General features: G+C 42.7%; 21 protein-coding genes and 1 other RNA gene. 8 read left to right on the plus strand and 14 right to left on the minus strand.

Features of this window, described 5'->3' with window-relative positions:
- Window positions 1-125 precede the first annotated feature (125 nt).
- Window positions 126-911, minus strand: a complete 786-nt coding sequence (locus tag KXV15_RS01765; protein ID WP_240006436.1) for an enoyl-CoA hydratase-related protein — start codon at window positions 909-911, stop codon at window positions 126-128.
- A 300-nt stretch (window positions 912-1,211) separates the two neighbouring features.
- Here KXV15_RS01765 and ssrA point away from each other — a divergent pair.
- The 3 genes from ssrA to KXV15_RS01780 all read left to right on the plus strand — a co-directional run bounded on the left by ssrA (window position 1,212) and on the right by KXV15_RS01780 (window position 3,318).
- Window positions 1,212-1,667: a transfer-messenger RNA gene (gene ssrA / locus KXV15_RS01770) on the plus strand.
- 221 nt (window positions 1,668-1,888) lie between these two features.
- The gene (locus tag KXV15_RS01775; RefSeq protein ID WP_240006437.1) at window positions 1,889-2,578 is read left to right on the plus strand and encodes a PadR family transcriptional regulator; all 690 of its coding nucleotides are present in this window, start codon (window positions 1,889-1,891) and stop codon (window positions 2,576-2,578) included.
- Between the two features lie 2 nt (window positions 2,579-2,580).
- Entirely contained in the window at window positions 2,581-3,318 is a 738-nt protein-coding gene (locus tag KXV15_RS01780; RefSeq protein ID WP_240006438.1) for a siderophore-interacting protein, read from the plus strand.
- Here KXV15_RS01780 and KXV15_RS01785 read toward each other — a convergent pair whose 3' ends face one another.
- From KXV15_RS01785 to KXV15_RS01835, 11 genes are all read right to left on the minus strand, one after another.
- Window positions 3,319-3,708: a carboxymuconolactone decarboxylase family protein gene (locus tag KXV15_RS01785; RefSeq protein ID WP_240006439.1), complete on the minus strand. Its 390-nt coding sequence runs from the start codon at window positions 3,706-3,708 to the stop codon at window positions 3,319-3,321. It lies immediately after the preceding gene.
- Window positions 3,683-4,069 carry a MerR family transcriptional regulator gene (locus KXV15_RS01790; RefSeq protein WP_240006440.1) on the minus strand — a complete coding sequence of 129 codons (387 nt, stop codon included), beginning with the start codon at window positions 4,067-4,069 and terminating at the stop codon, window positions 3,683-3,685. The genes KXV15_RS01785 and KXV15_RS01790 overlap by 26 nt, the downstream gene beginning before the upstream one ends.
- A 94-nt stretch (window positions 4,070-4,163) precedes the next feature.
- A complete protein-coding gene (locus KXV15_RS01795; protein WP_240006441.1) occupies window positions 4,164-5,384 on the minus strand; it encodes a S41 family peptidase in 1,221 nt (406 codons plus the stop codon).
- Window positions 5,385-5,627: 243 nt separating this feature from the next.
- Window positions 5,628-7,532, minus strand: coding sequence for an ATP-dependent zinc metalloprotease FtsH (ftsH, locus tag KXV15_RS01800; RefSeq protein WP_240006442.1), 1,905 nt, complete (start codon window positions 7,530-7,532; stop codon window positions 5,628-5,630).
- A gap of 234 nt (window positions 7,533-7,766) precedes the next feature.
- Window positions 7,767-8,864, minus strand: a complete 1,098-nt coding sequence (gene tilS / locus KXV15_RS01805; RefSeq protein ID WP_240006443.1) for a tRNA lysidine(34) synthetase TilS — start codon at window positions 8,862-8,864, stop codon at window positions 7,767-7,769.
- Window positions 8,865-8,942: 78 nt separating this feature from the next.
- A complete protein-coding gene (locus tag KXV15_RS01810) occupies window positions 8,943-9,794 on the minus strand; it encodes a tol-pal system YbgF family protein (protein ID WP_240006444.1) in 852 nt (283 codons plus the stop codon).
- 41 nt (window positions 9,795-9,835) lie between these two features.
- Window positions 9,836-10,405: a peptidoglycan-associated lipoprotein Pal gene (gene pal, locus KXV15_RS01815; protein WP_240006445.1), complete on the minus strand. Its 570-nt coding sequence runs from the start codon at window positions 10,403-10,405 to the stop codon at window positions 9,836-9,838.
- Between the two features lie 27 nt (window positions 10,406-10,432).
- Entirely contained in the window at window positions 10,433-11,728 is a 1,296-nt protein-coding gene (tolB, locus tag KXV15_RS01820) for a Tol-Pal system beta propeller repeat protein TolB (RefSeq protein WP_420830569.1), read from the minus strand.
- A gap of 108 nt (window positions 11,729-11,836) precedes the next feature.
- Window positions 11,837-12,745: an energy transducer TonB gene (locus KXV15_RS01825; RefSeq protein WP_240006447.1), complete on the minus strand. Its 909-nt coding sequence runs from the start codon at window positions 12,743-12,745 to the stop codon at window positions 11,837-11,839.
- Window positions 12,746-12,765: 20 nt separating this feature from the next.
- Complete coding sequence (locus KXV15_RS01830; RefSeq protein ID WP_240006448.1) at window positions 12,766-13,206, minus strand: ExbD/TolR family protein; 441 nt, start codon at window positions 13,204-13,206, stop codon at window positions 12,766-12,768.
- Complete coding sequence (locus KXV15_RS01835; RefSeq protein WP_240006449.1) at window positions 13,206-13,901, minus strand: MotA/TolQ/ExbB proton channel family protein; 696 nt, start codon at window positions 13,899-13,901, stop codon at window positions 13,206-13,208. The genes KXV15_RS01830 and KXV15_RS01835 overlap by 1 nt, the downstream gene beginning before the upstream one ends.
- Before the next feature lie 247 nt (window positions 13,902-14,148).
- On the opposite strand from KXV15_RS01835, the gene KXV15_RS01840 reads away from it, so the two are divergent.
- On the plus strand, window positions 14,149-15,984 hold the full coding sequence (locus KXV15_RS01840) for a DUF885 domain-containing protein (protein ID WP_240006450.1): 1,836 nt from the start codon (window positions 14,149-14,151) through the stop codon (window positions 15,982-15,984).
- Window positions 15,985-16,025: 41 nt separating this feature from the next.
- Here KXV15_RS01840 and KXV15_RS01845 read toward each other — a convergent pair whose 3' ends face one another.
- Window positions 16,026-16,439, minus strand: coding sequence for a MarR family winged helix-turn-helix transcriptional regulator (locus tag KXV15_RS01845; RefSeq protein ID WP_240006451.1), 414 nt, complete (start codon window positions 16,437-16,439; stop codon window positions 16,026-16,028).
- 85 nt (window positions 16,440-16,524) lie between these two features.
- Between KXV15_RS01845 and KXV15_RS01850 the strand changes: the two genes are divergently transcribed.
- The 4 genes from KXV15_RS01850 (at window position 16,525) to ruvB (ending at window position 19,260) form a co-directional block, all read left to right on the plus strand.
- Window positions 16,525-16,998, plus strand: a complete 474-nt coding sequence (locus KXV15_RS01850) for a PaaI family thioesterase (protein ID WP_240006452.1) — start codon at window positions 16,525-16,527, stop codon at window positions 16,996-16,998.
- A 62-nt stretch (window positions 16,999-17,060) separates the two neighbouring features.
- Window positions 17,061-17,579 (plus strand): crossover junction endodeoxyribonuclease RuvC, encoded by a 519-nt coding sequence (gene ruvC, locus KXV15_RS01855; protein ID WP_240006453.1) that lies wholly within the window; start codon window positions 17,061-17,063, stop codon window positions 17,577-17,579.
- Entirely contained in the window at window positions 17,576-18,232 is a 657-nt protein-coding gene (gene ruvA, locus KXV15_RS01860; RefSeq protein WP_240006454.1) for a Holliday junction branch migration protein RuvA, read from the plus strand. The genes ruvC and ruvA overlap by 4 nt, the downstream gene beginning before the upstream one ends.
- Complete coding sequence (gene ruvB, locus KXV15_RS01865) at window positions 18,229-19,260, plus strand: Holliday junction branch migration DNA helicase RuvB (RefSeq protein WP_240006455.1); 1,032 nt, start codon at window positions 18,229-18,231, stop codon at window positions 19,258-19,260. Before ruvA ends, ruvB begins: the two co-directional genes overlap by 4 nt.
- Here ruvB and KXV15_RS01870 read toward each other — a convergent pair.
- Window positions 19,257-19,814, minus strand: coding sequence for a nucleoside 2-deoxyribosyltransferase domain-containing protein (locus KXV15_RS01870; protein WP_240006456.1), 558 nt, complete (start codon window positions 19,812-19,814; stop codon window positions 19,257-19,259). The genes ruvB and KXV15_RS01870 overlap by 4 nt on opposite strands.
- Window positions 19,815-19,843 lie beyond the last annotated feature (29 nt).

Raw genomic sequence — 19,843 nt, forward strand, 5'->3', positions numbered from 1 at the left:
CGCTATTTTTTTAATTTTTGCGACTTAATTGTTGAAATGATTATTACGTTGATTTGCAGCTTTTAAAATAAAATGTCAAACGATGCACCGCAAAATCTATAAAAACTATACCAAAGATGGGTGGTTTATTCCCCACTAAAGCTGACCTTTCGTTTTTCACGAAAGGCCTTGACCCCTTCAACAAAGTCTTTGGTGCGCGACGCCGCACATTGATAGTGACGTTCGGCCTGAAGGTGTTCAAAAAAGCCATTATCAAGTGCATCCCACGCAATCTTTCTAATATAGCCCAAGGATTTAGTTGGCCCTTTTGCGATTTCGTGGGCGATTTCATTTACGCTTTTATCAAAATCGTGCTTGCGGTAAACGCGCGTAAAAAGACCATTATCAAGCGCTTCTTTCGCACCCACTTTATGCCCCATCAACATCATTTCCATTGCCCGAACTCGACCAATTGCCCGCGCCAAAAGATATGCAGAGCCACCATCGGGAACAAGTGCAATATTTTTGAATGATTGCATAATATAGGTATCATCACGGGCAAGGATTAAATCACCCATTAATGCCACAGAACAACCAATGCCAACCACTGCACCCTTTAATGCGGTGATAATTGGCGTATCCATATTTCTTAATTGCTCAATCACCGGGTTATAAGTGGTTTCAAGAATTAGACCTAAATCACGATTGTCATCCTCAAGATCAAAACCAGTATCAAGTAAATTTGCACCAGAGCAGAAGTTGTCACCCTCGGATGAAATGATGACAACCCGTGCGGCATTATCGGCATTTGTTAATGCATCAAGCAGTTCATTTGCCATATTTTGTGAAATGGCATTAAAGTTTTTCGGGCTGTTGAGATTTATGCGCGCAATATCGTCTTCGATTTTGTAGGTAATTTCACTATAAACCATTTTGTTCTCTTTTATTTTGCCGTGAATTTATTAATCTGCGCCGTTATAATTGTCATCAAGAAAAATGGGAAATAACATATTGGCGGCTTTATTTATCTCATTGTAGATATTATATTAAATTTGTCTGGTCGCACCAGACTATGGCGATAAACGCGCATATAATAAGCAGGCTTATGGGTCAAATTTCCACCCTCCTCGCTTTGCTCGTCACTCAGAAATTTGGAAATTTGCGAAAATAAAAACCCAAAAACGCGGTTTTAGGTTTTTATTTGCATTTTTGCTGCGAGATTTTCATTGTTGGCACTTTAATTCTTAAGCTTCCTTACTTATACTAATACTGTCTGGTCGCACCAGACTATGGCGATAAACGCGCATATAATAAGCAGGCTGGACCGGGGTGCGATTCCCCGCGGCTCCACCATATATCTCAACTCGCCGCCTTCGGCACTTTGTGCCTCACTTAGCGAGTTGAGGAATAAGGACAGAATTTTTACGGAAGTAAATTCCGCAAAAATTACGGCATTTATGCTTGTTCTTATTTTGTTATGGGGCCGATATAGGATCGACAGATGTCTAAAAATGTTGCTTTTGCCCGCATGGGTTACGTTAAAAACCCGTTTTTACAAATGCAAACGATAATTTTGCACAGGATTATGCTTTGGCTGCGTAAGCAGTTACGGTTAAATCCGACTAAGTCCTGACACTACGCGTCTCAGGCGGGGTTTGGCAGTTTTCCTGGCAACAGAAAAAACTGCCTCTTCATTTATCGTTTTCCCGTTTCCGTTTTTTACGGAAAACCTTTTCACACTTTTCCTAACTTGTCGCGATAATTGACTTGAAGTAGGTTATTTTCAGTAATTTACGAGCCGTATTTTTTCATCATTTGTTAAATTGTAAAAATCGATAAATTTACTCTTGCAAAATATATCATATGATATTATATAAGAGCTATCATATAGAAATAAAGGAATAAAAATATGAGATTTGGAAAAAAATTTGGTTTTGGTCGTTGTGATGACGATGATGGTTTTGGTCATCACCATAGATTTGCATTTGGCGGCCGTGGACGTGGTCGTGGAATGTTTGGCGAAGGTGGCCCTTTTGGCGGCCGCGGTTTTGGTGGCACTGATATGGGGCGGATGCGCGGCAAGCTTTTAAGCTCTGAGGAGGTGCATCTTATTATTCTTGAGTTGATGAGTGAAACTGAAATCTACGGTTATGAAATTATGAAAGCGATTGAAGCCATGACATCGGGCGTTTATACCCCATCACCTGGCATGATTTATCCGCTTTTGAACTATATTACCGAATTGGGTCATGCAACATCAGAAGCAGATGGCAACCGCAAACGCTTTAAAATCACTGATGAAGGTAAGCAATTCTTAGAAGAAAATCGCGAACAACTCGCGAAAATACTTGATAAGATCAAGGCCTTTTCGGAGCGCTTTGCAACAATGAACACCCGCTTTAATGAAGACGAATCTGCAGAAGAGGCATGGGGTCGTGAAGATGGCGGTCGCCATAATTTTGATATGCGCCGCGAATTTCACGAAATCCGCCATCAATTGCGCAAAGCATTATTTTCAAAACGTATGGCGTCTAAAGAAGAAAAAGCCCGTGTGCTTGAAATCTTGCGCCGCGCAATCGATGAGATAATAGGCGAATAATCATGAGCATTTTCATAAACCGCATTCGTCATGAAATTAAAAAACGCAAACTGGTGGTAAAGGAAAATAAAAGCCTTACCCCAAATATGCGGCGGGTTGTTTTTGAGGGGGATGATTTGGCGGATTTTCCTTTTCTGTCCCCTGATGACCATGTAAAATTATTTTTTAATACTGAAAATGGCTATGAAATGCGTGATTATACGCCGCGTGCAATTGATAAAATTGCAAAAGAATTGGTGATTGACTTTGCGATGCATGAAAATGGAATCGCTACTGATTGGGCGCGATATGCAAAAATTGGTGATACCATTGAAATTGGTGGCCCGCGCGGTTCATCGGTGGTCGAAGGTTCAGAGTGGTGGGTTTTAATTGGTGATGAAACCGCAATTCCTGCAATTGCCCGCCGTCTTGAAGAATTACCAAACGGCACGAATGTTACCGCAATTATAGCAATTACTGACCCCGCAGAGCGGCATGAGTTTAAAACCAATGCCAAACTAAATTTAAAATGGATTATCCGCCCCGAAAGTGAGAAAACCAATCCACAAGAACTGCTATTTGCCCTCGAAAATACAAATTTTCCAGAGGGGGAGGGTTATGTTTGGGTTGCGTGTGAAGCGCATGTCACCCGTAAAATCCGTGAATATCTTTTGACAACACGCAAACACCCGCCCAAAAACCTAAAGGCTAGTGGTTATTGGGTTAAAGGGCAAATGGGTGCGCATGAAAAATTTGAATAATTAACCGAATTCGTCAAAAACTTCTTTTGCCGCAAAAATGGCATTTAATGCCTTTGGAAACCCGCAATATAACGCCATTTGTATAAATATCTCGATGATTTCTTCGCGTGTTATACCGATATTAAGACTGGCGGCGATGTGGACTTTTAATTGCGGGATGGTGCCAAGCGCGCAAAGTGCCGATATAGTTGCAATCTCGCGGGCGCGTAATTCAAGCCCTTTTCGGGCATATATTTCACCAAAGCCAAACCCAATAACATATTGCGCCATATCGGGCGCAATATCTTTTAGTGCGTCAATAACTCTTTGCCCTTGTTCGCCATCAATTTTGGCAAGGTTTTCAAGACCGATTGCAAAGCGTTGTTCAAGTGTCTGATTTTGGTTCATCATCATCTATATCCTTTTCAATTTGGCGATAGATGGTGATTTTGGTTTTCAATGTGCTGATATTATCTTTGAGGCGTGCTTGCTTTTCCGTTAGTTCTTGCAAATGCTTTTCCAAAAGTATGCGGCGCAATGCGGCGGTTTCATTACCCATGGCGCGCAGTTTTGCGTATTCGATTTGCTTTTTAAGCGGCATATCAGTTTCTTTTAAACGCGCCAAAAACCCAAGCCATTGCATGATTTCGGGGTCATAAACCCGATGCCCACCACCGTCACGTAGGGGCTTTTCAAGCAAGCCAATCTTTTCATAGAAACGCAAAGTATCTATTGAAAGCCCGCATTTTTTTGATAATTCACCAATTTTCATAATTACCCATATCACGAAATCTATCGTGATAATATCATCTAAATGCTGGAGTATACTCTAGGTCAAGTGATGTTTATTGATTATGATGACTTTTTTAATGGGTTTTTGAAATTTCCTGAACAGCACGTTCAAGGATTTCGTCACGCCCTTGTTTTATGCCTTCGAGAGTTGGGTGAACGATTATATCAGGCGTAACTCCAATTCCTTCGATTGGATTTTTGTTGGCATCGAGATAATTTTCTATTGGAATATGCTGTTTTCCCCAAAAACCTAATCGATAAAACCTGGAAGCAAGGACTGAACCATTTGAATTTTCACCAATAACCACACCGCGCTTATAATGCATTATGCAAGAAGAAAAAACTTCTGATGCGCTTGCGGAGTTAGAATTAATCAAAATAATTAGTTGTCCTTCATAATGTTGAAAAATGCCATTTGTAGAAAATTTATTTGTTTTATTTCTTGAAACTCGATACCCGCAAATTGTATCGGGCGGTAAAAAAAGACTGATAAGTTTATTTTCGTATTTGATGCTCCCCCCGCGATTTTCCCGTAAATCTAAAATTATCCCGTTGGGGCTAGTTTTAGCTATTTCAAATACTTGATTAATGTTTTCTATTTTGTCGAAACTTTGCAGCTTTATGTATGAAACTGAAGGCGGTATTTGGATTAAATTAGAATATTTTGCAACACGCGGTATATTTGTTTGAAACTTTATCATTATGGGTTGGACATAGTTGATATCAGGAATTTTTTGCCTGTTATCTCCGGGCGAATTTATTACACGGTCATCATAATATTCGGTTTGTAAAATATAACCGTAATCATAAAAAACCTTATTGCCTTTTGCATCAACCTCTATTGTGGCATCTTTAACATAAAGGGGATAATTGGGTTTGACGGCAGCTTCAAATGCTGGGGTATTGGGATAAACCCAAGTAATGACCGTTCTGGGTTTACCACGGATATTTATGGATGAATATTCAATCCCTGAAATATCAATGGCGTCTTTATATTTTTCTTTGAGCTTTGATAAAACATTAGGTTGGGTGCTATTACTACTTAGCTGTTCAGCATAAAGTGGGTTTATTCGTTTTTTTAATGTTAAAGATTGGTGCGATGATTTCAAAATTTCAAAATCTTTAGCCATTATCATAGCAAGCTCAACATTGGTTTTTGCTAATTTTGCTTTTTGCCTTCCATCAAGACAGATTTTATTCCAATCATTGCCACCAAAATTGGGGTCATAATATTTTTTTCGTATGTTGTCACAAAACTTGTCGTAAATAATTACGTTCTGTTCGGCAAATGGCATTTTTTTTTGCTTTTGAAATTCCAAATATCGTGTTGTGAAAACACCCAATAATATGGCGGCGGCAAGAATAATTATTACAATTATTCCTAAGACTATTTTTCCCAAATGTTTCAGCATTTACCTACCTGTATACAACCTTTAATCAATATTTGATAAAAAATGCAATGCGTGTTTTACGCAATAATACACAAAAAAGCCCAAGCATTGCTTGGGCTTTTGAAGTTGTTATTAAAGTGGAAGATTTTATTCCGCCGGTGTTGGTGCCGGATCGCCACCTTTGGAAACGGTTGGCACGGTTGGCGTTACATCACGACCGTCGTCATTGTCCTTGTCTTCGCGAATTGGCTTGATACCTTTAATAAGGTCTTTCAATTCGTCACCAGAAAGGGTTTCATATTCCAACAAGCCTTTGGCAACCGATTCCAAATCTTCACGGCGCTCGGTTAAAATGCGTGTGGCTTCTTGATAGCCCCAATCAACCAAACGGCGCACTTCGGCATCAATGATTTGTGCGGTGGCTTCAGAGATATTTTGGGTGCGTGAAACGCTGTGACCCAAGAAAACTTCTTCTTGGTTTTCGCCATAAGCAACTTTACCGAGTTTGTCAGAGAAGCCCCAACGGGTTACCATATTTCTAGCAAGTCTTGTTCCCGCCTCGATATCAGAGCTTGCGCCCGATGTAATGGCATCTTTACCGAATACCAATTCCTCGGCAACGCGACCACCCATGATAACGGCAAGACGGCTCATCATTTGTTGGTAAGAGAACGACAATTTATCCGATTCCGGTAATTGCATCACCATACCAAGCGCGCGACCACGTGGAATAATGGTTGCTTTATGCACGGGGTCGGTGTTTGGCACGGTCAAGGCAACAAGTGCGTGACCACCTTCATGATATGCCGTAAGTTTCTTTTCTTCCTGCGACATTGCCATGGTTTTACGTTCAACGCCCATCATAACCTTGTCTTTGGCGTCTTCAAATTCTTTCATGGTTACAAGGCGCATTCCACGGCGTGCCGCCAATAATGCCGCCTCGTTCACAAGGTTCATAAGATCCGCACCCGAAAAGCCAGGGGTTCCGCGTGCGATAACTTTGGCATCAACATCTGATGCAAGTGGGGTTTTGCGCATATGAACTTTAAGGATTTTTTCGCGTCCATTAATGTCAGGAAGCCCTACAACAACTTGGCGGTCAAAACGACCTGGGCGAAGTAATGCAGGGTCAAGAACATCTGGGCGGTTAGTTGCGGCAATGATGATAATACCTTCATTGGCCTCAAAACCATCCATCTCAACAAGTAATTGGTTTAGGGTCTGTTCGCGTTCATCGTTTCCGCCGCCAAGACCTGCGCCACGGTGACGACCAACTGCGTCAATCTCATCGATAAAGATAATGCATGGCGCGTTTTTCTTGGCTTGTTCAAACATATCGCGTACGCGGGATGCACCAACACCAACAAACATTTCCACAAAGTCAGAGCCAGAAATTGTAAAGAACGGAACGTTTGCTTCGCCGGCAACGGCGCGCGCAGTTAAGGTTTTACCTGTACCCGGAGGACCAACAAGCAATGCACCTTTAGGAATTTTTCCGCCTAAACGTTGGAATTTTTGTGGATCTTTTAGGAAATCAACGATTTCTTGCAATTCTTCGCGGGCTTCATCAATACCGGCCACATCTTCAAATGTTACACGACCTTTGGCTTCGTTTAAAAGTTTGGCTTTTGACTTCCCAAAGCCCATTGCGCCGCCGCCTTTGCCGCCAGACATTTGGCGCATAACCAAAAACCAAAGCCCAAGCATAAGTAATAATGGCAATAAATTACCCAAAACAGTCATCAAGAATGATGGGCGGCCTGGTTCATCTTCAATTGAAACCTGAACCCCAGCTTTTAAAAGCATATCAGACGCAGAATCTTTGCTTGGTGCCACACTTACATATGGTGAGCCATCTTTCTTTTCACCGTGCACTTTATCGCCGGAAATAGTGGCATTTTTAATTTGCCCGCCATTAACCTCGGCAACAAAGGTTGAATAAGGTAGAGAGGTTGCGGCTTGTGGCTGGGCAACCGGATGTTTATTCAGCGAAAAAATCGTTATAAATACAAGGACAAAAAAGCCCCAAATTGCAAGATCGCGTATCTTCATTTCAAACCTTCTAGAGCATCGTGAAGTTAATCGATTTGATTAACGGCTCGCACGATGCGACAAAATAAAGGATCTAGTGCATTTTCGTCTAGTGGTTACTAAACGCAAAATGCGCTAGGCGGCAAAAACATTTAGCAACTTCTAATGTTTCGCCAGACATATATAAATAGTCCCAAATTCACAAGTTAAAAGGGGCATTGGCAAATTATTGCACAAAATATGCTATAATTATACTTAAGAAAATGGGACAATATTGCACATCACCATTGCTTTTTGAATAAGACTTTTTGCTTCAAATGGTTTTTGTTGTGCAATAATATCGCTGTCTTGCTGATTTTTCCGTTTATTTTCACGTTTAATAATCAGTGATTCCTTGCGTATTTTAACAGTGAAATGGTGTAAATTAACCCCTTTAAAATCTGGCGTTAATTTATCAATCATAGCTTCAATTTTTTTTCTTTGTGGTGGGTAATTGCTGTTACCCATTACTTGCAACAGCTTGCTAATAATAAAAATTTGCATTTCTTTGCTGTGCCAGAATAAATCCTTAAGCTTGATTGAAACATAGTCTGGCAGAACGCGAACCTTCTCTGCAATAAATGCAAAGCAAACAACCTCATAATATTCACGGATTTTTTGGCAGTTTTTAGCGATAGACAAAATTTTATTTTCATTAATATTATTGGACAAAAGCCATTTTCGTAATTTTACACGCGAAAATAAAAGGCTTTCATTGGCGGGATCGTCATAATATTCAATGTGGTGTTCGACGCATATTTTACGCAAGTCGTCACGTGTAATATCAAGAACTGGTCGTAATAAATGCCCAATTTGCCCTTTAAATCTATAAAGACTGATTTCACGCATTGCCCCAAGCCCAAAAATATCAGATTGGCGCATCATGCGAAACATAATGGTTTCGATATTATCGCCATAATTATGGGCAAGAAGAATATTGTTGGCACCAGTTTCATGCGCCGCCTGTTTCAATAATTCATAGCGAAAATGCCGCGCATTTTCTTGTATTGAGTTTTCAATTTTGTTTGTGATTTTTAGGATTTTGGCATCAAAGCCAAGGCGGCGCGCCAAAACCAATGCAACTTGGGCAACCGTATAGGAATTTTTCGCAATATTATGGTCAATAATTATGGGGTGGATTTTGGCATTAAATTCCCTCGCAAATGGGGTTTTTAACCATTCATAACATATATATAGCAGGGCAGAAGAATCCCCACCACCAGAAAGCCCAAGGACAAATTCTGCCCCGAATTCCCGTGACCACGCATTTAATTTTTCAAAAACGCCCCGAAATACAATATTATCACTGCCCATAAGTGCGTATTAGACCAAAGGCAGCCATTTAACAATTACGAATTATCCAAAAACAGAAATTTCAATAATTTGATAATATTATGGACAAGGTGCCTTTGCCATTTCGGCATCGGCGCGTGCTTTTAAGATTGCCGATGGATTTGGCGCGCGGCGTTTATACTCATTCAAGGCTTTACAACGTTGGCCATTGTCACCTAATTCGCGGAATGCACCAGCAATGCGCACCAGAACATCAGGAACTTTGGGTCCAGTTGGCGCTTTGTTTAAATAGGCAACATATGCCTGCGCCGCCGGGGCCCATGCCTGCTGGACATAGCGGGTTTCACCCAAAAGCCAGAATGCCTCCGGTGCATTGGAATCATCGGCATGATTATCGGTGAAATCGGTTAGGATAGCTTCTGCGTTTTGATATTCACCAGCTTGTATTTTGGTTTTTGCGGTTTGCAAGACTTTGTTTGCATCAAAAACTGCTGGCTTTGGCGCCGCAGACGCCGCTGGAGATATTATAGGGGCAGATGTGGCGGGCGCAGGGGTGGTGGGTGCAACGCTATTTGGTGCGGGTTGCTTAATAACACTTGCCGCCTGATTATTGGTTTGTATCGCCGGAGTTGCCTCATTTGTCTGTGCCGCTGCGGGGGCATCCATTGGCGGTTGAGATACTTCTTGTGCAACGTTGTTTGCAACGGTTGGAGCAGTATCTGGCGTTGCTTTACGCTGTTCTAATTCACCTTTTAGGGCCTGATTTTGTGCCTCAAGAATTTCGACACGATTGGTCAAATCGCGAATCTGTGTCTCTAATTCGTCAAGGCGAACCAAGGCACGTGATGCCTCGGTTTCTTTCATGCCTTGTGCATGTGCCATTAAAGGCGCAGAAAGCGCCCCAAGGCACACACCCGCCATTATCAGTGATTTTCCAATTAGTTTTGCCATATCAAGCCCTGATAATATCTGTCTCGTATTAATATAATGATTTAGTTTTGTTGTGCCGCAGTGTGGGCATTACGGTTCTTTGCCCAACCATCAGCGTTGGAGCGTTCATCAATTGGGCGTTCTTTACCATATGAAACGGTATCGATTTGGTTTGAATTAATACCCAATGAAACCAAATAATCCTTAACCGCACCGGCGCGGCGCGCACCAAGCGCAAGGTTATATTCACGGGTTCCACGTTCATCGGCGTTACCATCAACCAAAACTTTTACTTTTGGATATTTTTGTAAAACCTTGGCTTGTTTTGACAAAATAGCACGTGCATCAGTAGAAAGCGTATATGAATCAGTGTCGAAATACACGCGCTCACCGGCGATTACGATTTCGTTATTAACCTTGGCAACCAATTCCGCAGATGCCGAATAGCCACCATTCATATCACTATCGCTTGGTGCGGTAATGGGTGCAGAAGTCACAGAATCTGCCGTTGATGTAGTTGGCGCAGCAACAACTGCACTATCATTAGTTTTTGGTTTGGTCGCACAAGCGCCCAAGGCCGTCAAAAGGGCAAGGCTGATTATGGTTAGCTTTTTGGTTTCCAATATTTTCATCACAAAATTCCTTTTGATAAATATAATCTAATTCAAGGGTGACCATGCCGGATCTGAACCCGATGCCGAAAATGATAATTTCCGAAGATTTGCACCGGAAATATCTATTGTCCAAAGGCTTGGGTTTTGCCCTGGGCCTTCTTCACGTTGAAATACAATTGCGCGTCCGTTCGGGCTGAAACTTGGCCCTTCAACCAGATACGCAGAGGTTAAAAGACGTTCGTTGCCGCCATTTGCATCCATGATGCCAATATAAAATCTGCCGTCAACATATTTCGTAAAAGCAATTGTGCTTCCACTTGGTGAAAACACAGGTGTTGAATATTGCCCGCGCCCAAATGAAATGCGCTTTTCGTTACCACCATCGGCATTCATTATGTAAATTTGCGGGCTACCAGAACGGTCGGATGTAAAGACAACCTTGTCCATACCTTCTGAAAATGATGGTGATGTATCAATTGACGGATTTTGTGTAAGTTGTTTCAAGCTACCGGTGCGAAGGTTTTTCACATAAATATCGGTATTGCCGCCTTTATCGATTGAATAAATCACGCTTTGCCCATCTGGTGAAAAGCGCGGTGCGAATACAAGGTTGGAAACACCAGAAACCATTTCTTTGCGACCGGTTTCGATATCAAGAACCCAAATGCGCAAACCCTTGTCTGAAAGTGCGGTATAAACCACTTGTTTGCCATCTCTTGAAAAGCGCGGGTTCAAAATCTGTTCACTGCCATCGGTAAGATAGCTTGGGTTGGCACCATCCTGATCCATTAAAGCAAGGCGTTTTACACGTTTGGTTTTGGGGCCAGATTCCGCAACGAAAATTACACGACTGTCAAACATGCCGCCAGTTCCGGTAAGGCGTCCATAAATTGCATCAGAGATTTTATGCGCAATTCGGCGCCAGTTTTCTTGTGCCGATGAAAACTCCAAACCTAAAACTTGGCTTTCGCCATAAATATCCCATAGGCGGAATTCAACACGGATTTTATTGCCAATTGCTTGTGATTTACCGACCACAAGACCTTGTGACGCGATATAGCGCCAATCAGAAAATTTTGGCGTTAAGTTTACATCATTGTTTTTGGCAATAAATGTTGCGGGATCTTGGACAGTAAAAAGGCCAGAACGGTCAAGGTCTTCACGAACAACGCGGGCAATGTTTTCGCCCATTGGCCCTGAAAAATTGGTGATTGCAATTGGTTTTGGTTGCTTAAAGCCTTCGTTAATATCAATAACAAGATCTTTTTTATCGGTTTGTGGGGCATCGGCCTGAGCATAGGCATTTGACGAAACGCCAAAACAAAGCGCGCCCAAAAGCATCGCAAAAGCTGGTTTCAGAATTTTATCATTTTTAAGCATCAGCTCTTCCCTTTTAAATTCCTTAATTCGTAAGAATGACATTTTTTAGGCAATAAAATTAATTCCTACTTATTTTAATTGTTTGGTATTAAATTGCATCGTGCTTAGATTACCCCATTCATTAAAACGGTTTGCGGGCAAATTAAACGGTGAACAGTCACGAATGGCCTTCATGGCGTTATCAATTGCAATTTTCTGCGCGCTATTTGCGCCAACGCCATTTGGTGAAATCAATTTTGTTGATACAACGGCGCCATTCTGATTAAATTTAATTCCAACTACAACGGTAACAGATGCTGCGCCGCCTGCTGGCTCGGCCCAGCAGCGCTTCATTTGTGATTTTATTTGGGCTTGTAAATCATTTGCAAGTTTGCCACCTGATGATGAAACGCTGCTGGCAGATGTTCCTAAATTCGGTGCTTTGCGCCCTTTGGCATCAACCCCGCTTGCACTTTTCATGGCGGCAGAAAGATCAAATTCTGCACCAAAGGGTGTGCTGCTGGGCTTGGCTTGTGATGGTGCTTTAGCCGCAAGTTTGGCTTGGGCTTGGGTTGCCCTTTGCATTGGTGCAGGAGTAGGGGCGGGCGTTGGTGGCGCTTGTTTGGTTATTTGTTTTGCCGGTGCCGTTGATGGTGCGGGTGTGGGTTTTGCAACGGGTTGCGCCATTGGTTGTGTTTGTTGTGGTGCGGCTTCCATTGGTGCCGCTTGTGGTGCTTGCTGTGGTGTGGTTTCTGGTACGGGCGGTGGTGGCAATGGTATGTTGTTGCCATCTGGATTGCCGCTATCAATTTTTGAATCGGCTTTTGATTCAAGTGATGAAATCACTGCATCGCTATTGGCATCGGTGACGATATCAACAGTAATTGCTGGCGGCTCGATTTTAAATGGCCTTGCTTGCCACATGAAAATTAACGCAAGCAAAAATAGGGCATGTAGCCCAAAAGAAGAAATTATTGCAGCTGAGAATCTGCCTTTCATAATACTTCCGCTTTTAAATCCTATTTAGTGCCGTCTGTTTTGGTGGTTGGATCGGTAACAAGACCAAGATTACGGTATCCGGCGGCATTTATATTTGCCATTACCTGCATCACAATCCCATATTGCGAGGTGGAATCCCCGCGAATAAAAATTCGGCGTTCAAAATCGTTTTTAGTAATAGCGTTAAGGCGTGCCAAAACCTCTTGTTGAGAAACAGGATCTTGTTGCAAATAAATCTGCCCATTGTTTAAAATGGTTATGCTTACTGGCTCTTGCTCATTAGGTAATGATTTTGCATCGGTTTTCGGTAAATCAACTGGCACACCAACGGTTAAGAGTGGTGCGGCAACCATGAAAATAATCAAAAGCACAAGGGTTACGTCCACAAATGGCGTAACGTTTATTTCGCCCATAAGACGCCTACCGCGCCGCGCCTTTCGTCTTCCTGCTGCAATTGCCATTATTGTCCCCCATCGGTAAGGCGACGTGATGCGCGGGCAATAATTTCATCGCAAAGGGTTTCAACGCGCCCTGCATAGCGGTCAATTCCGCCAGTTAGCCAGTTGTAAAAAACAACCGCAGGAATTGCGGCAAACAAACCCATTGCAGTTGCAAACAATGCCTCGGCAATGCCGGGCGCAACTACTGCAAGGTTGGTGTCGTGTGACGCGGCGATTGAACGGAAAGAGTTCATAATGCCCCATACCGTTCCAAAAAGACCAACAAATGTTGCCGCCGAACCAATGGTGGCAAGTATTCCAAGACCTTTATCGGCACGCGCTAATTCGCGTCCGGTTTGTGCCTGCATGATTCTTTGCATGCGTTCAATAGTAAGTGAAATTAGGCCATCGCTAAGGTTGCCACCTTTTTTGGCAATGCGTGCTTCTTGCAATCCAATTGCCATAATGCGCGCAGTTGCATCACCAGAGCGGGCGGCATCTTCGATAATTGCATCCGAACGGGCATCACCCAGTGCCTGTTCGACAAATCTGGCACCTTTCTCAAGTTTTTTAAGTTGGAAAAATTTGTCGATGGTAACTGCCCATGACAAAACCGAAGTCAAGCCAAGACCAATCATCACGATTTTAACGATAATATCCGCCTTTAAGAACAATTCTACAAAAGAGAATTGATTTATTGCTTCTTGAACCTCCATGCCAATGCCTCATATATTTAAAATTTTGCGCACTTTAAAATCTGAATTTGGCGCGTTTGTGGCAAGCATGGTTAATATTCGGTTTCCATATGGTTAATTTTCGTTGCAAATTAAGAATTAATTGCATTAATCTTATTTTATATTGCGGTTAAATATCACTTTTTTACCTTGCGCGGAAAAATAATTGTGCTTAACCTCAATTATAAGAAAAATTTTCCAAAAACCTTAATTGGGGATTATGATAAATATGCAAATTACAAGACGTGATGCTTTGGCGGGTGCTTCGACACTTGCGTTTTCAACAGTTTTTGGGGCATCGGCATTTGCCGCAACTGCGGGTTATAAAACAATCAATGCACTTACCGATAAAATTGCCAATGATATGTTGCGCGATTCACCGGAAACCTGCACATCTTTTGCGCTTGATCCCAAATTGGTTGGTGGGCCATATGTTGGCAAAGTAAGTGATTTATCAATGGCGGCCGGTAAAAAACGCAATCAAATGGTTGCTGGCTGGATAAAAGAATTAAAGTCTTTCCCGAGCAAAGGGCTTTCTGAAAATGATAAATTAACCCGTGAAATTGCGCTTTCTGCGGCTAATTATGCTTATGCTGCATCAAAGTTTGGTTATGGTGATGCGGGTTATGGTTCGCCAAATCCTTATACTGTTTCACAGCTTACTGGGGCATATGTTGGTTTCCCTGATTTTATGGCATCTCAACATGCGATTAAAAACAAAGAAGATGCAGATGGCTGGATTTCACGCCTTAATGGCTTTGCCACCCAATTAAAAGATAATATCGCAACCGTAAAAGCGGATTCTGCCAAGGGCGTTATCCCGCCTGATTTCATTATTGATACCGCATTGGTACAATTAAAATCTTTTACCGATATTGCACCAAATAAATCAGTTCTTGTGACTTCGTTGGTTGAAAAAGCCAATGGCGCCAAGCTTGATGGCATGACATATGGTATGACTGCGACAGAAATTGTAAAAGAAAAAATCTATCCGCAATATGCGGCGTTAATTGCGCTCTTTACTGATTTACGCAAAAAAGCGACCCATGACGCAGGTGTTTGGAAATTGCCAAAAGGTGATGATTATTACAAAGTCGCACTTGCATATTGGACGACAACCAACAAATCACCTGATGAAGTTCATGAAACCGGCAAAAAATTGGTGATTGAACTACAAAAGCAAATGGATGCTTCATTCAAGGAAATCGGCTATACTGACGGTACAATCGCCGAGCGTATGCAAAAATTATACAAAGATCCGCAATATCTTTATCCAAATGATGATCCGGGTCGTGCAAAATTATTGTCCGACATTAATGGCATGGTAAAGGCAATTTATGATAAATTACCGCTTGCATTCGCAACCCTCCCAAAAGCTGGTTTAGAGGTTAAACGCGTTCCACCATATACCGAAGCCGGCGCACCAGGTGGTTATTATAACTCACCCGCACCAGATGGTTCACGCCCTGGCGCATATTATATCAATCTGCGTGATACTGCGGCATATCCACGTTGGACATTGCCAACACTAACTTATCACGAGGGTGTCCCTGGTCACCACTTACAAATCTCATTGGCACAAGAAGCAAAAGGCCTTCCATTCTTGCGCTCTAAAATGCTGTGGTTTGGTGCATATGGTGAAGGTTGGGCACTTTATTCCGAAACCCTTGCCGATGAATTGGGCATGTATAAAAATGACCCTGCGGGAAGAATTGGTTATTTGCAATCAATGGCATTCCGCGCATCACGCCTTGTTTGCGATACCGGTATGCACGCGAAAAAATGGTCAAAAGAACAGGCGATTGATTATATGCATCAGGCAACTGGCGATACAATCGAATCTATAACCACCGAGATTGAGCGTTATTGCGTATGGCCGGGTCAGGCATGTTGCTATATGGTTGGTCGTATTAAAATTATGGAATTGCGTGAAAAAGCCAAAGCGCAATTGGGTGATAAATTTGACCTTAAAGCCTTCCATGACAAAGTCTTGCTTGAGGGGCCAATGCCATTAGACGTTCTTGAACGTGTGATTGATGATTGGATTAAATCAGTAAAAGCATAATTTAATACCCCGCCTGTTTATTGGAAAATGAATGGGCGGGTTTATATTATTTTTTCACTTTCTTCTTGTGCCGCTTTCCAACCGATTGCGGCATTATTTATTAGCTGCTTACCGTTTTCAGTTAGCGTAAGGATACGCTTTCTTGCGTCTTCTTCATCGCTTTGTGAAAGTAATAGACCATCACGCACCAATGGGTTAAGGCCACGTGATAATGCAGACTGATTAAGGTCAAGAAAATCTGCAAGTTCTTGTACCGATATTTCTTTTTTAACAAAGATTGTGGTCATTATACCAAATTGAGTTACAGTTAAGCCATATTCGCTTAATTTATCGTCATAAATTCGGGTTATTTGCCGTGCTTTTTTTCTTATTGCCAGACAATGGCAAGAGCCAGTCATTGCCTCTTTCAGCTCTTTATTAATTTGTATTCTATGCTCTTTGTCCGCACTGCTCATGACGAAATATATACATGTAATTTAAATGTTGACAATATAGTCATATGCATACAATATCCATGCATATGACTATAAAGGAAAAAATATGGAGCAATATCAATTTCCGGTGGGGCTAACCGAGCATTCGCAGCGCTTGTCCATGACGGGTATGGAATTTGTTGGGGCAATGGGAAATAAAACCTTGCCAATGCCACCAATGGCAGAGTCTTTGCCGGTTATTCCACATTCTTTCGAACTTGGAATTGTGGAGTTTAGGGCAACTTCAGAAGATCGTTTTGCAAATCCAATGCACACGACACATGGCGGTTGGGCATTATCAATGATTGATACGGCGACCGCAATGGCGGCCTATACAACACTAAAAAGAGGTGAAAGCCTTGTGACACTCGATACTTCGGGAAAGTTTATAAGGCCAATAACCCCTAAACTCGGTGAATTGCGTATAATTGGCAAGGTGATTAGCCGTGGCAGGACAATAATAACTATTGAGGGTCGCATAGAAGATTTGAACGGCAAAATTTATGTCTATGGCAATTCAACTTGCCAAATAATTTCCTGATTAAAACCTAAGTTCAGATAAAAGTTCTTGATTTGTTCATAATTTAGCGCCATGATTGCGCCATGAGTTTTGGGCGCGCAATTACAATTATCGGCATTGACCCCGGTCTTAACCACACCGGCTGGGGCATTGTGAAAAGTGTGAATAATAAAATCTCTTGGGTGGCGCATGGCGTTATTTCCCCACCATCAAAGGCACCACTAGCCAGTCGTTTGGGAACAATCGGCAATGCGATTAATGAAATAATTGATGCCTATAACCCTGATGAAGCGGCGGTTGAGGAAACCTTTGTTGCCAATTCCAACAAATCTTCGCTTTTGCTTGGCCATGCGCGTGGTGCGGCAATTGCCGCCCTTGCCATGCGTAATCTTGATGTTGCCGAATATGCAACCCGCCTTGTTAAAAAGGCGGTTGTCGGTACGGGTACGGCGGAAAAGGAGCAGGTGGTTTTCATGGTAAAACGCCTTTTGCCAAATGCGGTTTCGGAAAATAAAGAAAAAATGGATTCTTATGACGCATTGGCGGTGGCTATTTGTCATTCTTCGATGCGTAATAATTTACGATTAATAGGTGCAAAATGATTGGTTCGCTAAAGGGCATTGTTGCCGGTCTTTATGATGATCGCGCAATTATTGAGGTTAATGGCGTTGGCTATCTTGTATTTTTGGGAACTGCATCATTGGCGCGCCTAAAAAATGGGGATGCGGTGCAATTATTTATTGAAACCTATGTCCGCGAAGATGCGTTAAAGCTCTTTGGTTTTTTTAGCGATGTTGAACGCGCATGGTTTGTAAGGTTGCAAGAAGTTTCGGGTGTGGGTGCAAAGGTTGCGCTTGCGATACTAGATATTTTATCACCATCACAAATTATTCAAGCGGTCGAAATTGGTGATAAAGGTATGGTTGGGCGTGCTTCTGGTGTTGGGCCAAAATTGGCGCAACGTATCGTTACCGAATTAAAAGGGCGTCCAATGCCGGCAACTCTTTATGGCGCAAAGTCTGACGTTATAACAAGTGCTTATACCCCACCATCCGAGGATGTTCAGACCGAAGAAATAAGGCGTGATGCATTGGGCGATATGACACTTAGGAATAGTGCAATTTCCGCTTTGCAAAATTTGGGAATTGGGCAATCTGATGCCATGAATGCGGTGGCGCATGCCTATCAAAAATTCGAAACAGACCCTGAACTTAACGCACTCGTCAAACAGGCACTAAAAGAGCTTAAATCGTGACAGAATATGATAACAGACTTTTAAATTCTGAACGCGCAACCGGCGAAGGGCATGACCGCGCTTTGCGCCCAAGTGGTTTTGACGAATTTGTTGGGCAAAAAGATTTAAAAGAAAATTTGAAAGTTTTTGTAAAAGCGGCATCATCGCGCAAAGATGCGCTTGATCACCTTTTGCTTTTTGGTCCACCCGGTCTTGGTAAAACTACCTTGGCGCAAATTGTGGCGCGCGAAATGGGGGTTGGCTTTAAATCAACCTCTGGGCCGGTGATTGCCAAGGCGGGGGATTTGGCGGCACTTTTGACCAATCTTGAACCAAATGATGTTTTGTTCATTGATGAAATTCACCGTTTGCCAGCGAATGTTGAGGAAATTTTATATCCCGCCATGGAGGATTACGCCCTTGATTTAGTTATCGGCGAAGGGCCTTCGGCGCGGTCAATCCGTATTGATTTATCGCCCTTTACCCTTGTGGGGGCAACCACGCGCTCGGGGCTTTTATCAAGCCCGCTACGTGATAGATTTGGCATTGTTTCACGCCTGGATTTTTATAATGTCGCCGAATTAATGGTTATTTTGCAACGTGCTGCACAAAAACTCGGTGCAAATTTAACCAAAGACGGTGCCGAAGAAATCGCAAAACGTTCACGTGGAACCCCGCGTATTGCCATGCGGCTTTTGCGGCGCGTGCGTGATTTTGCCGATGCGGCGGGAACCGCACTTGATGCCGCCGTTGCAGCACATGGTCTAAGTCGGCTTGATATTGACCCCGATGGTCTTGATATGCTTGATCGCCGTTATTTGAGGGCGTTGGTCGAAACCTATGGCGGTGGTCCGGTTGGGGTTGAAACCTTGGCGGCAGCATTAGCAGAGGCAAAAGACGGTGTCGAAGATGTTATCGAGCCTTATTTGCTTCAACAAGGGTTTATAATGCGCACCCCACGTGGGCGTATGGCGGCGGCGCGGGCCTATGAATTATTTGGTTTACCCCAACCAAAAATCAAAGGCAGCGATTTATTTGACGAAAATTAATGCGCGCGTGCTTTGGCGGCGGCGATTAATTCCTCCATTGAACCCACGGTTTTGATATTATATTTGGCCGCAACTGCATCGACATTACCCTTGCGCCAAAAACCATCGGGGCAATAGATTATTAATTTATCGGTGCGGGCATAAAGGCCAAGTTCCAAAAGGCTAATTGGGCTTTGGGTATTGGGTGCAAGATACATTATAATTGTGTCGGCATCTTCTAATGCGGATAATTCCCACTCGACTTGTTGTTTAAAATGTGGGTCGGAAAGTTCGGGCTTCCAATCCTTGTTCCAATCACTACGGCGCGGGTTATAAACAACGGTATTTGTGTCTTTTAAGGCATTGATAACATCGGCTTGCCAATCTGTTGCCTTGCCCATTTCAATTGAGCCGGCAAGAAATATTTTATGTTCCTTTGAATTGGTTGCAATTGGTGCGGGCGATGTAACCACCGTAAAGCCATGCGGCACGGTTGCGCAACCTGCAATAGATGCGGCATTTAACATCAAAAACAATGTTGCAAGCCGCCGCAAATAAGTTTTATAAAGAGCCAAAGAACCATCCCCCGTTTTTACACACCCTC

The sequence above is a fragment of the Pseudaquidulcibacter saccharophilus genome, from assembly GCF_019455445.1.
Taxonomy (GTDB): Bacteria; Pseudomonadota; Alphaproteobacteria; order Caulobacterales; family Aquidulcibacteraceae; genus Pseudaquidulcibacter; species Pseudaquidulcibacter saccharophilus.

What these genes read in the sequence shown, in the direction of transcription:
- KXV15_RS01765 (WP_240006436.1), bottom strand. Translation starts at nt 911, where the DNA reads ATGGTTTATAGTGAAATTACCTACAAAATCGAAGACGATATTGCGCGC.
- KXV15_RS01775 (WP_240006437.1), top strand. Translation starts at nt 1,889, where the DNA reads ATGAGATTTGGAAAAAAATTTGGTTTTGGTCGTTGTGATGACGATGAT.
- KXV15_RS01780 (WP_240006438.1), top strand. Translation starts at nt 2,581, where the DNA reads ATGAGCATTTTCATAAACCGCATTCGTCATGAAATTAAAAAACGCAAA.
- KXV15_RS01785 (WP_240006439.1), bottom strand. Translation starts at nt 3,708, where the DNA reads ATGATGAACCAAAATCAGACACTTGAACAACGCTTTGCAATCGGTCTT.
- KXV15_RS01790 (WP_240006440.1), bottom strand. Translation starts at nt 4,069, where the DNA reads ATGAAAATTGGTGAATTATCAAAAAAATGCGGGCTTTCAATAGATACT.
- KXV15_RS01795 (WP_240006441.1), bottom strand. Translation starts at nt 5,384, where the DNA reads ATGCCATTTGCCGAACAGAACGTAATTATTTACGACAAGTTTTGTGAC.
- ftsH (WP_240006442.1), bottom strand. Translation starts at nt 7,532, where the DNA reads ATGAAGATACGCGATCTTGCAATTTGGGGCTTTTTTGTCCTTGTATTT.
- tilS (WP_240006443.1), bottom strand. Translation starts at nt 8,864, where the DNA reads ATGGGCAGTGATAATATTGTATTTCGGGGCGTTTTTGAAAAATTAAAT.
- KXV15_RS01810 (WP_240006444.1), bottom strand. Translation starts at nt 9,794, where the DNA reads ATGGCAAAACTAATTGGAAAATCACTGATAATGGCGGGTGTGTGCCTT.
- pal (WP_240006445.1), bottom strand. Translation starts at nt 10,405, where the DNA reads ATGAAAATATTGGAAACCAAAAAGCTAACCATAATCAGCCTTGCCCTT.
- tolB (WP_420830569.1), bottom strand. Translation starts at nt 11,728, where the DNA reads ATGCTTTTGGGCGCGCTTTGTTTTGGCGTTTCGTCAAATGCCTATGCT.
- KXV15_RS01825 (WP_240006447.1), bottom strand. Translation starts at nt 12,745, where the DNA reads ATGAAAGGCAGATTCTCAGCTGCAATAATTTCTTCTTTTGGGCTACAT.
- KXV15_RS01830 (WP_240006448.1), bottom strand. Translation starts at nt 13,206, where the DNA reads ATGGCAATTGCAGCAGGAAGACGAAAGGCGCGGCGCGGTAGGCGTCTT.
- KXV15_RS01835 (WP_240006449.1), bottom strand. Translation starts at nt 13,901, where the DNA reads ATGGAGGTTCAAGAAGCAATAAATCAATTCTCTTTTGTAGAATTGTTC.
- KXV15_RS01840 (WP_240006450.1), top strand. Translation starts at nt 14,149, where the DNA reads ATGCAAATTACAAGACGTGATGCTTTGGCGGGTGCTTCGACACTTGCG.
- KXV15_RS01845 (WP_240006451.1), bottom strand. Translation starts at nt 16,439, where the DNA reads ATGAGCAGTGCGGACAAAGAGCATAGAATACAAATTAATAAAGAGCTG.
- KXV15_RS01850 (WP_240006452.1), top strand. Translation starts at nt 16,525, where the DNA reads ATGGAGCAATATCAATTTCCGGTGGGGCTAACCGAGCATTCGCAGCGC.
- ruvC (WP_240006453.1), top strand. Translation starts at nt 17,061, where the DNA reads ATGAGTTTTGGGCGCGCAATTACAATTATCGGCATTGACCCCGGTCTT.
- ruvA (WP_240006454.1), top strand. Translation starts at nt 17,576, where the DNA reads ATGATTGGTTCGCTAAAGGGCATTGTTGCCGGTCTTTATGATGATCGC.